We start from the raw sequence: 12265 nt of genomic DNA, 5'->3' as shown, positions 1-12265 counted from the left end.
AATAATTTGAATATTTAAAATTTTATTTCTTATTTAGTGTTGTATAAATAATATACCTAATAATTGTAAACCAAAATACGTTGCCTTGTCCGTGTCAGAACGTTGCGTGTTTTATCCAATGGAAAACGTCTGATCATGGTGTAGGTAACCGAGTGACCATAAATACTATTTTTTAACATAACACTATTTTTTCATTCCTAAATTATGAAACCAACACATGTAAAACGCAGGTATCTTTTTAAGGCATTGGGATTACTTATTGTTTTTATGCAATCCGCAATAAGCTTTGCTCAATCCATTGTAAATGGTACCATACGAAATCGCGATGAACAGCCTATTGCCGGGGCGACGGTTAAAGTAGTGGGGACTTCTGTAACAACACTTACGGATCAAAAAGGGAGTTTTACCGTGCAGGTAGACCGACTTCCGGCCGAACTTCAGGTTAGTTATATCGGTTATTTGTCGCAGTCGCGGAAGATCACAGCTGCCGGTACACAAAGTTTTGTTTTGCAGTCCGATGAACGTCAGATTGACGAGGTCGTTGTTGTGGCTTATGGTACGCAAAAGAAGAACAACGTTGTTGGATCTGTCGTACAGATCGGAGGTGATCAGCTCAAGAAAGCCCCGTCGATGAATTTGACCAATGCACTTGTAGGACGTGTTCCTGGATTGACGGCATTGCAACAATCAGGACGCCCGGGGGCAGATAATGCGACCTTGTATCTGCGCGGAGTTGGAACTTATGGTGGTAATCGAAGTCCTTTGGTGATTGTCGATGATATCGAAAGACCGCTTTCTACCTTGGCTTATCTGGACCCAAGTGAGATAGAAACGATTTCCTTTTTAAAGGATGCAGTTTCCACGGCCGCTTATGGTGTACAGGCCGCCAATGGTATTATATTGGTTAAAACAAAAAATGGACGAAAGGAGCAGACCAAAGTTACGTATGACTTTGGATACAGCATTGGCCAAAATACCCGCTTTCCAAAATTCCTCAATGGACCGGATTATATGAACTGGTATAACAAAGGAACAGAACTGGACAATGATTTTCTCCGCAATACGAAGCAAACTGAAGCACCTTACATCTACACGCAGGAACTCATCGATGCTGTGGCAAATGGAACCAATACCAATCCGTTATTTGGGAATACAGATTGGATTGGCCTATTGGCAGATAATAATAGCTATTCGCAACATCATGCAGCGACAATTTCTGGTGGAGCGAGCAAAACGCAGTATTTTGCTTCGGTCAGCCATATGAACCAGGACGGGGTGATCGACAATACCAATTTTAAACGCTACAATATCCGTACAAATCTTAAAAGTGAACTTAATGAATACCTGACGGTTGGTTTGAACATTGGTTTGCGTAATCAGAATACCAATTTACCCGGTATTTCACCCGATAACTCGGCCTATATGAATCCATTTTACCAGGCTGTTCGGATGCTCCCGAATCTGCCTATGTATGCCCCAAATGGACTTCCGGTAGCATATCAGGCCGGAGCAGGTTGGGTCAACCCAATTGCTTCCGTTGCAAATTCGGGATACCAGAAGCTCAAAAGCAATATCTTTCAGGGAACAGCAAACATCGATTTTAAAGTTCCGGGAGTAACAGGTTTGCTTGCAAAAGTCCAGGGCGCATACGACTATAATTCGGATGAATCCAAATCTTGGCTGACACCCTATCCGACGATGGGAAGACAGCGGGACCAGGTTGCAGGCGACTTTGTGGCGATGACCACTTTGCCCGGAATCACGAAGACATCTCTTCGTCAGAGTTTTGCTGCAAACTACCGCAGCACCTGGCAGGCCAGTTTAAATTATAACCGGACTTTCGGTGATCATAGCATCGGTGTGTTAGGTTTATATGAATATGCAAAAACTCATGGTAATCAATTTGGTGCCGGCGCAAGTAATTTTCCAATCAGTATTATTCAGGAAATAAACTATGGTTCGGCTTCTCAGGAAGACATTATCAAGTCTACCGGCTCCAGCGATGCAGAATCTGCACGGGCGGGATTTGTGACACGGCTGAACTATGCTTTCCGCGATCGCTACCTGGTAGAGTTGGTGTCGCGTTGGGATGCTTCCGCTAACTTTGCCAAGGAAAATCGCTGGAAATCTTTCCCGGCCATTGGATTGGGCTGGGTTGTCTCAAATGAGTCCTTCTTTAAGGAAGCTGTCCCTTTTGCAGATTTCCTTAAATTAAAAGGGTCTATTGGGCGTACAGGCAATGATCGTGCACAACTGGGTAGTTTCCCTTACATTAATACCCTTTCGCAAAATACAACACCAGTCATTGTCATAGACGGCAAACCGGTCAAAGCCTTATATACCAATGCACCTCAAAACCCACTATTGAAATGGGAAGAATCCACCACATCCAATATTGGATTTGAATCACGGTTTTTAAATGGAAAATTTGGTTTTGATTTCGAATGGTTCTACCGTTATACTTTCGGTATTCTAGGACAGGTAGGAAACCTTTATCCAGCGTCGATGGGTGGTTATTTTCCGAGTTTGGCCAATATTGGCGAAGTTGATAACCGCGGTTTTGATGCTCAATTGCGTTATAACGACCGTTTTGGTGAATTCAAACTGGGCGTAACCGGCAATATCAACTGGGCAAAAAACAGGTATCTGAAACTAGATGAAGCTAACGGTATCCCTTCTTGGCAGAGTCTCATTGGCAAACCTATCGGAACAAAAATTGGATTTGTCAAAGAGGGGATGGTACAGACCTGGGAGGAAGCACGCAATACGCCTTCACCAAGTTCGGGATTTATGGCTCCCGGTTTTTTCAAATTTAAAGATTTGAATGGCGACGGCCGGATTACCCGAACAGATGATATGACCTATATTGGACGCTCCAACGTACCTGAATTAACATTCGGTTTGAATTTCGATATGGCTTATAAAGGCTTCGACTTTTCAGCATTGTTGCAAGGTGCTGCACGTGTTGATGTCGCCCTAGCAGGAGCCTACGAAGGATCGTCAGGAACTTCAGGGGTAGAGGATAATACACCTTTTACGCGACCTTTTTATAATTATGGAAACTCCCCTTATTTCTTGGTTGAAAACTCATGGCGCGAAGACAATCCGAATGCCGAATTTCCACGTATGAGTGCCTATAAAGCAACAGGTATGTCGACGAACAATGCAAATGCCAATTCAGGATGGATCAGAAAAGGAGATTATCTGCGGCTTAAATCCGTGCAGTTGGGCTACACTTTCCCGAAAGGATTGCTGAATGCAGCGAAGATTGAACATGTACGCGTGTTTGCTTCGGGCTCAAACCTTTTCACATGGGATTACTTGAAATACCTCGATCCCGAAATGCCAAATGTCAATAATGGATTTTATCCGCAGCAACGGATTTTTGAATTTGGTTTAAGCGTTACTTTTTAATCTCCTAAAAATTATTATTACAGATGAAATCAACTCTATATACCAGCTGTCGGCAGCTTTCATTTTTAGGCCTGTTGTTTATGGCGTTGCAAGGTTGTTCTGTCGATCTAATTCCACAGGACCGGATCGCAGAAGAGAAAGTATGGGCTGACCCCAATTCGGCCGAACTATATGTGTCGGGTATCTATGCTGAATTTAAAAAATTCCAGTTTGGTCAATTTCCCAATTTAGGCTATGACAATGCAATGGATGCCTTAGCAGATGGGATGAAATTTACCTCAAATACGGCTGGGAATGGTACCGTCAATATTCTTGTATCCAACTCAAACCAGTTTTCTTCCGCAAGCGTGGGGCTGAATTATTGGGCGAGCGGATATGAACGTATCCGTCGTATCAATGAAATGATCAATGGGATTAACACCAAGTCCAGTCTTTCCGATGCTCAAAAGCAGGTTTATGAGGCTGAAGGCAGGTTCGTGAGAGCATATGCCTATTTCTGGCTGGCAAAGATCCATGGAAGCGTGATTCTATTCAAGAGTATGGATCAGTATACTGAAAAAGATCACGAACGCTCCAGTGAGGAAGCCGTTTATGATTTTATCCTGGAGGATCTCCAATTTGCGGTGGATCATCTTCCGCTCAACAATCTTGCCGGCCGGGCTACCCAGGGCGCAGCCTATACCTTGATGGCGCGTGTAGGACTGTATGCAGGCTCTATTGCTAAATATGATCTCAAGCAGTTCAATCAGGATCCTTTGACGGGCATTTCACAGGCGAGGAGCGCGGAGTATTTTAAAAAATCAGCCGATGCAGCGCAAAAAGTCATCGATATGGCTAATGGGGGATTCTATGCCTTGGACGATAATTTTGCAAGCATTTTTACCAATAAAAATACAAAGGAAGCAATCTTTCGGGTAGATTTTGCAGCACCCGATGTCACGCATCAATACGACCTGGGCTATGCTCCACCTCGGGATGCTCTGGGTAATACATTGGTTTATGGTGTACCAACCGCGGAATTGGTCAATGAATTTGAAATGGCCGACGGATCCAAATTCTCCTGGCAGAATGCCGCGCAGGCAGCGGCTCCCTATACAAATCGTGAGCCTCGTTTCTATGCGACGATCTTGTACAATGGTGCAACCTGGAAAGGAAGAACATTGAATACGTCGACGACCGATGCGATAGAAGGATTCACAACATTTGGCGCGAGTGGCGACCCCAAACGTACCGTTACGGGATACTATGTACGCAAAATGCTTGATCCTACAAATACGACATTCGTTCAAAATAAGAGTACACAAAGCTGGATCGAAATGCGCTATGCCGAGGTCTTGTTGATTATGGCGGAAGCGAAAGCGCAATTGGGCGATTTTGCGACTGCAACAACCTACATCAATCAGCTTCGCCAGAAGCGTGGACTTAATGCCCTTAGCCTTGCCAACAATAATCAGGCAATGGCCGTAGTGGAGCACGAACGCAAAGTTGAACTCGCTTTTGAGGGACATCGTTTCTGGGATTTGCGCCGTTGGAGAAAAGCTCACCTCCTGTTGGATAATGTGAAGTTTACAGGGCATAAGATCAGTCCGAACGCAACAGGATTAACGTATGAAGTTGTCTCAGCAGACGCAACCAACAGAAGTTTCAGTACAAAATTATATTATCTGCCCATACCTGAAAATGAAGTGCAGTTGAACGGCGCTTTGACTCAAATTAAAGGTTGGTAAAAACATGAAAGACTAGCAATGGACAAAATAAAATTTTACAGTTTATGGGCCTGTGCGATCCTTTTGGGAGGATGTCAAAAACCTAATTATCTGGAGCGGAATGTGAAAAATCAATTGATGGATTTTTACGCTACGATTGATGGGAAAGGGCAAGATCGCCTCTTCTTGAGTACGATCAGCAATGATACGGTGTATTTGCACGTAGATTATTATTATCCGATCGATTCGGACAATGAAGTAGATCTTTCACGACTGATGTTACGCGCTTCCGTTCCGGCTGATGCCCAGGTGACGCCGGGATTAAATGGATTTACAGACTTGACGGCACCCAAGAAAATTACTGTTACCGCGGGAAACGGTGACGCAAAGGATTATGTGGTCATTGCCGAGAAGAAAGGCAATACAGATATTTCGGGAATCAAAATTACATTTAAAGACAGCGAACAAAAGGAAAATGAGGTTGAGGGTATCTTAAACGGGAATACGGTGACGTTTTATGTGGTGCCGGGCATGGATCTTTCACAATCTACCCTGAGTTACGTTATTAATAAACATTCCAGTGGTTCTATAGCAAGCGGAGGTCAGGTCAATTTAGCAAACGGTGCAGAAGTACCCCTGACGATTTCTGGAGCCGGAAATATCAAGCGGCAGCTCAAATTGGTTGTCAAAGAACCTGTCAAACTTGAAAAAGGGGTGGGCATTAGCCGGCGCTTGTTCCTGAAGAAAGCGGCAGACTTGGGCTTCACTGCAAATAGTGAAACGTCCTGTTTTGTGAGTGGCGATTACCTGGTGATTGTGAGCCGGACTTCACCATCTATATTTAAGGTGTACAACCGTTTCACAGGAGTTTATTCCCATAATCTAACAAATCCTTTCCCGGCTGGCCGCTTGATCTTCCAAGGCGTGAGCGATGAAAAAGGACGATTTATGCTAGGAACTTATACGCCGAATGGACAGAGCTTTGTGCTATACAAATACAAAGATGTTTTTGATACCAGTCCTGCCAAGCTATTGGATCTACCTTATAGCAAACCTGCTGCGGTAGCTGCCGGCGATGGCAATATCGGTCGTAAACTTAACTGGGTAGGGGATATGGACGGAAACGGTCAGTTACTCGCTTCGGTTGCAACCAGTCGTTACCTCCTGCGTTGGACAGTCGAAAATGGCCAGATAAAATCTACAGCTGCCGATGTCCTGGAATATAAGGATGGTGCGACATCATTAGGCTTCCTACCGGAATATCTTCCTTTAGGGGTCGGCGCTAACGCCGAACTGATCGCGAGTACTAACGCCGAACTTGCTTATGTTTCGGGAAGTACATGGGGGCGGCTAGCAGCATTCCCGGCAATTACAGGTACTGCTATGAATGGTGGTATCGCCTTTCAGCGTTTTAACAATGCAGATATTTTGGCTCAGGTCAAATTGTTTGGAAGCAATGAGATTGGTCAGCTATATGTTTATGATATTAGCGATCGAGCCCGCATTGGTACCACACTGAGCTCACCTACCTATAACCAATTGCGTGTTTATGAGTCGGAACTGTTTACTGGCGGTACCAATGGTAATGCAACCAGCGACATCTGTATGGGAACCTCAGAAAATGGACAAAGGCTTCAGGTGTATATGTTGACGACCTTTGGTTATCTCGTTGCGCAGGAGTTTACAATTTATGCCGATTCAAATTAAAATAACCGTTCCTTCACGCAGCTTGTGTTGCAGTGGAGGAACATTGTATTCATTCGTAAAAAAATAAAATTATGAACAAGCACATCAAAACAAGCTTATTGTTGATGTTAGGTTTAGTTTCGTGTAAAGTTGGATTTGCACAAAAAAGTGATTTAAGTAACGTGTCCAAAAAGATTGTCAGCGCAAATAAAGGCGATATCGTTTTGTTGGAGGATTTTCTAAAAACGGACTTTCCCAAGTTGCCTTACACAAAGACCGTATTACCGGGGCCGCAGTATATCATATCTGATGATCCCGAGTATATCCGTGTTCCGGAAGCCATTGCACTACAGGAGACGGTTGATCCCGGAGCAGTTAGGTTGTATGTCTATAACGTCAATGGTGTCAAAGAACCTCAAAAAATGCCCCGTAAGATTTCGGCGGTCATAAAAAACCTGGGGCATGAAAATATGCATTTTCGCATGTTGAAGTATGCTTCACAAAAACCGAGTTCAAACTACTTTGAAATTGGAAAGAAGGGGCTTGAGGACTACTTTTTATCTGCTGTAAACAATCAGGTGAAAGTGCTCAAACCGGGGGAAGTGATGGCTATCGATGAAAAACTGGAAAAACAGCTGGTACAATATGATGAACTTGTCCATGGCTTCTATGAATTTGTGGTGGACCAGCCGGCGCAGATCTCTGTCATACAATTTGCCCCAAATGAGTCTGGACCAAAAGTGTTTCCGCGGATAAAGACCCTGATTCCACATAGTCACGCAAACGCTGGGCGTGGTATTTTTCCAATTTCCAATTATCAGATTAATCCGAAAGATACGCTTGATACCAAAAAAGGGGCAGTGCAGCTGATTGTTGCCGACGGGCAGGACGATCCATGGATTACGGGAACGATTGGTGCGAAAAAGGAATTTGCCAAGAATGCCGGAAACTACGGGGTGCTGTATAAAACAAAGATCAAATGGAAGAGTACAGACGGAAAAGGATTGGCTTTGGTCAGCTGGAACAGCCGATCTGGTGACAACCAATGGTGTGGTGGTATGGGGCTGACCATGGAACTTGTGGGGCAAGACGGTCAAAAAACAGTAATGCAGTATCCCAAAAATACGCTGATTACAAAAGGTTATCCAGAGGCAATTCTGATCGAAACTTATTGGCCCGACCCGAAGAAGGAAATACAGGAAATTGAATTCACCTATTCTCCTCCGGGGGCCTCCTGCTTACCGACCCCATTAATTTTTGTACCAATTGATCCGAAGAAATAATGAAACACATACTCTTACTTTTTTTATTCGGCTTGACCGCCTGCAGTGCAAAAAATGAATTTGTTAAACCAGAATTTCCGGTTGTAGGTGTTGATGGGAATGAGTATCTCAAAAATGAGGTTCGTCCGGCTTCTTCAAAAGCTTGTTTTCAAGGAGCCTACTATCGAAAAGTCGTTTCCAGTACAGATGTTTGGGTCGGCATTAAGGCCGAAGTTACCTTACCAAAGATGGAATTTGATCCGGCGCGGTTGAACCCGAGCAAACCCAAGCAATACTTGGATAATCCCTCTGTTTATATGGGTGGTAACATGGGGGGACAGGAAACGGATATCGGTCTTACCTGGGAAGTGATTAAGGATGAAAAAAGAAATGTGACCGAAGACAGGCGAGCTTTCAGACCGTTTTTACGAAGAGCTGCACATAGCTCTGGCCAGGCAAGTCTTTACCAAAATGCACCCGCACAGGACGAATATTATTGGTATCCTGGAGAAAAGGTGCTGATGACATTGGAAATTGTTGCTCCGGGTATGTTAAAATTTGCTATACAGGGTAACGGCAAGAAATATGAAGCTACGTTTGAAAGTGCAGGATATACCCTGGGCGGATTGGGTGAATTTAAGCGGGTGAACGCCATCGATCAGGTGGCCAATGAAGGCAAGCCTGTACAAGCAACAAAGACGAAAGTATTGGAAGCGATTTGGTCCTACACCACTTTACTTCGCTATGATGCAAAGCAAGTGATCGAAGTGCCTATGCATACGGGACGGATGACACAGATGGCTTGTCCTACAATGCAATATTTTAAAATTCAGCAAGATGCTGCTGGCCTCAAAAAAGGAGGCGAAAGTCTGTTGATCAGTGGGGCCGGTTTTTAATCTTATTGGAGAAGATAATCTAGTTCAAAAAAAGAGGCTGTCCAATTAAGGTAGCCTCTTTTGCTATGATTGCTGTATAGACTATGCAAATAATGACCAGGTACCCCATGGAATACGAGCAAGCATTAAAATTAAACCGATGATGTAAAAAATCACAACAGTTTGATTTGCTTTTCTTGAGTTTTCCATCTTTTTAGCTTTTGAGTAGCCGATGGTGATCAATACAATGGCAATGATCATTGTTAAAGGGTGCTCAATGATTTTTAAACGTAATGTTGGATCTTTCATCACGCTGCCAGAGATCATCGATGGATACTTCAAATAAAAGTATAAGATCAATCCCACTAATAATTGAATATGCGATACGATAAAACCTAATAAGGCAATTTTACGGTTATAAGGTTTGTTGCCTAAATAGTTCATTAAGGTGATCACAATAGATATCACCAGGGCTAGCAATAAGACAATTGCTATTGTCGAGTGTAAGTGTAACATAAAAGCTCTCTTTAATTGTTTCCTAAGTTAGCAAAGATAAAAATATAATGAATGTATTTGTTAAAAATCATTGTTCTAGCAGAAATACCTCCGCAATTGGGTTGAAGAGGTACATGCGTTTGCTGGTTAACTCCATACATTTATAGCGTTTTCGTATTTTTTCAATCCGCTGAAAAGACCTCCCATTCTTTAATTTAAAAAAATGTCCATCTTCTAATGCTTCTACTGTAAGTGCATTGCTTTTTGCCTTGTCATAGGCCTTCAATGTACGAAATAGATGAAGATCGGTACAGCTCGATGCCGCTGGATTTTCCATATAACTGTGTATCGCGCTATTGACATCGGTTGGGAAGATACTGAGTTTTAAAAAAGGATCCATCAACTCCTTAAAATGTTTCTTCCATTCAGTCCCATGTGGTTTGACACGGTGTTGATGTTTGTTCCAGGTCTGAAGATGTGCAAATTCGTGTATGGTCGTGATTAAGAAAGAATAAGGATTCAGATCATGATTGACTGAGATACGATGTGGACTACCCTTAAAAGGTGCACGATAATCCCCCAGTTTGGTGCTTCTAGACCGGGAAATTTTAAATAAGCATGCTGTGTGATTTATCCAATTGGATATAATCGGTGCAGCTTCTTCGGGCATGTATTTTTTGAGGGTTGCACTGTAATCTTGCATGCCGTAAAAATAGTGATTTATTCATGCTCACATAATAATCAGAGGACATTATTTTGTCACTGGTAAACATTTTATTGTCAAAAGATCGTGTTTATCCGCAGGGAATCTGTGAAGTAATTCGCTTTGGTTGGTTCATCTTGGTACTATCAATATGTTGGATTTGAAGCGACATTTACAAATGAAAGCACTACAAATCGTTTATGAAAAAGTTATTTTTAGCTATAATAATTAGTTTTATTTGGAATTTTGGTATTATTTTTAGTATTTAGCATCGTTGAATAAAATTCAAGAAGATAATGTTCAAAACCGATGCAATATTTTTTTGAAACAAAATACATTGAAATCGGTTGATTTTTAGGTAAATTACCTACTAAAGAAAGGATCATAAAAGATACGATTAATCCGGATGAGGAACGGTTTTCCTCTCAACTGTAAAATAGACCTTCAAGAATATGCTAGATACCTTACATATTAAGAATTATGCCCTGATCAACGTGTTGGAAATCCAATTTGATAAAGGGTTGAACATAATTACTGGGGAGACTGGAGCGGGTAAATCTATTATCATGGGAGCACTTTCCTTGATTCTGGGCAACAGAGCAGAGGGAAAACACTTTTTTGATCCGTCAAAAAAATGCGTGATCGAGGGAGAATTTAATATAGGGGCGTATCAATTAAACGGTTTCTTTGAGCAGAACGACCTCGATTATGCGGATCATACCATTATAAGAAGGGAAATAACGCCAGATGGTAAATCCCGTGCCTTTGTCAATGACTCGCCGGTTACATTGGCGGTACTAAAGCAATTGGGTGAGCAATTGATCGATGTACATTCGCAACACGCGACTTTGCAAGTCAATACGGAGGAATTCCAGTTTTTGGTCGTTGATAGTGTTGCTGGTTCATTTGTATTGAAACAGAACTACAAAGAGAGCTATACGGCCTATAAAAAAGCAAAGCGAGAATTGGAGGAACTCAAAGAGACGGTAAAAAAGGCTGCGATAGAATTGGATTATTTTCAGTTTCAATTTGATGAGCTAGATGGAGCGAACCTGGTTGCTGAAGAGCAGGGGACACTCGAACAGCAGCAGCGTCAATTGGAAAATGCAGAGGATATAAAGCGGGCGTTAAATGCAGCTTCACATTTGTTGGAAAACGACGATACGGCAATATTGACCCGACTGAAAGATACAATGACACAAGTTGAGGGTATATCTTCTTTTTTGCCTGAAGCATCTGATCTTTCTACGCGATTGAAGAGCACCTTGATTGAGCTAAAAGATGTGGCTGCAGAATTGGCCTCCCTCGAAGAAGATACACAATTGGATGAAGGAACTTTATTGGAGATTAACGAACGATTGAGCGTACTTTATTCGTTACAGAAAAAACATCATGTTGATTCTGTTCAGGAACTCATTCAGCTCAGAGATGATCTGGAAGCGAAGCTAATCGCCATCAATTCCTCTGATGAGCAATTGGAGCGACTGGAAGCTGAGGTTGTGCAGAAATTAGCGATTGCATTTGGGAATGCGAAGCAACTATCGGAAGCTCGCAAATTAGTGCTGGATAGGATTGCCAAGGACGTGCAAAATACCCTGTCGAATGTCGGTATGTCAAATGCCATGCTTCAGATCGTATTAGAGCCACTAAAAGATGGTGAGATGCGTGAGTCTGGCATAGATACCATTCAGTTTCTATTTTCGGCCAATAAGGGGCAAGCATTACAATCTATTCATCGCGTAGCTTCAGGAGGGGAACTGTCTCGTGTTATGCTGGCGATAAAGTCGTTGGTTGCTAAAACTTCGGCTTTACCAACAATTGTTTTTGATGAGATCGATACGGGGATTTCGGGTGAGGTTGCGTTACGTGTAGGGGAGGTCATGGAAAACCTAGCTGAAAATATGCAGGTGATCGCTATTTCGCATTTGCCACAAATAGCTTCAAAAGGTGCAGCGCACTTTAAAGTATACAAAGAAGATAAGACCAATCGTACCATATCAAATATTGTTCGTTTAGATCAATCCGGAAGGGTAAAGGAAATTGCACAGATGCTGAGTGGAGCAAACCCGACAGATGCTGCGGTAGAGCATGCTGAGTTGTTGTTGAAAGGAGAGTAGCTGGATT

9 protein-coding genes are annotated in these 12265 nt (G+C 42.7%); 6 read left to right on the top strand and 3 right to left on the bottom strand.

Annotated features, from left to right (window positions below):
• Nucleotides 1–56 precede the first annotated feature (56 nt).
• A complete protein-coding gene (locus tag LC454_RS26480) occupies nucleotides 57–179 on the bottom strand; it encodes a hypothetical protein (RefSeq protein ID WP_262896106.1) in 123 nt (40 codons plus the stop codon).
• A gap of 25 nt (nucleotides 180–204) precedes the next feature.
• Between LC454_RS26480 and LC454_RS22085 the strand changes: the two genes are divergently transcribed.
• From LC454_RS22085 to LC454_RS22065, 5 genes are all read left to right on the top strand, one after another.
• On the top strand, nucleotides 205–3414 hold the full coding sequence (locus LC454_RS22085) for a SusC/RagA family TonB-linked outer membrane protein (RefSeq protein WP_223584622.1): 3210 nt from the start codon (nucleotides 205–207) through the stop codon (nucleotides 3412–3414).
• A 23-nt stretch (nucleotides 3415–3437) separates the two neighbouring features.
• Nucleotides 3438–5141 carry a RagB/SusD family nutrient uptake outer membrane protein gene (locus LC454_RS22080; protein WP_223584621.1) on the top strand — a complete coding sequence of 568 codons (1704 nt, stop codon included), beginning with the start codon at nucleotides 3438–3440 and terminating at the stop codon, nucleotides 5139–5141.
• A gap of 18 nt (nucleotides 5142–5159) precedes the next feature.
• Nucleotides 5160–6827, top strand: coding sequence for a DUF5018 domain-containing protein (locus LC454_RS22075; protein ID WP_223584620.1), 1668 nt, complete (start codon nucleotides 5160–5162; stop codon nucleotides 6825–6827).
• 71 nt (nucleotides 6828–6898) lie between these two features.
• Nucleotides 6899–8089: a copper amine oxidase gene (locus tag LC454_RS22070; RefSeq protein ID WP_223584619.1), complete on the top strand. Its 1191-nt coding sequence runs from the start codon at nucleotides 6899–6901 to the stop codon at nucleotides 8087–8089.
• Nucleotides 8089–8964, top strand: a complete 876-nt coding sequence (locus tag LC454_RS22065) for a hypothetical protein (protein WP_223584618.1) — start codon at nucleotides 8089–8091, stop codon at nucleotides 8962–8964. Before LC454_RS22070 ends, LC454_RS22065 begins: the two co-directional genes overlap by 1 nt.
• An 81-nt stretch (nucleotides 8965–9045) precedes the next feature.
• On the opposite strand, the gene LC454_RS22060 is transcribed toward LC454_RS22065, so the two are convergent.
• Entirely contained in the window at nucleotides 9046–9459 is a 414-nt protein-coding gene (locus LC454_RS22060) for a hypothetical protein (RefSeq protein WP_121127400.1), read from the bottom strand.
• 67 nt (nucleotides 9460–9526) lie between these two features.
• Nucleotides 9527–10141, bottom strand: a complete 615-nt coding sequence (locus LC454_RS22055) for a SprT-like domain-containing protein (RefSeq protein ID WP_223584617.1) — start codon at nucleotides 10139–10141, stop codon at nucleotides 9527–9529.
• Between the two features lie 452 nt (nucleotides 10142–10593).
• Here LC454_RS22055 and recN point away from each other — a divergent pair, with 452 nt between their 5' ends.
• On the top strand, nucleotides 10594–12258 hold the full coding sequence (gene recN / locus LC454_RS22050; protein ID WP_223584616.1) for a DNA repair protein RecN: 1665 nt from the start codon (nucleotides 10594–10596) through the stop codon (nucleotides 12256–12258).
• The last annotated feature ends 7 nt before the right edge of the window (nucleotides 12259–12265 follow it).

It is taken from the genome of Sphingobacterium sp. GVS05A, from assembly GCF_019969845.1.
GTDB lineage: Bacteria > Bacteroidota > Bacteroidia > Sphingobacteriales > Sphingobacteriaceae > Sphingobacterium.
The sequence above is the reverse complement of the archived record's forward strand: the minus strand, read 5'-3'. Positions and strand labels throughout refer to the sequence as shown.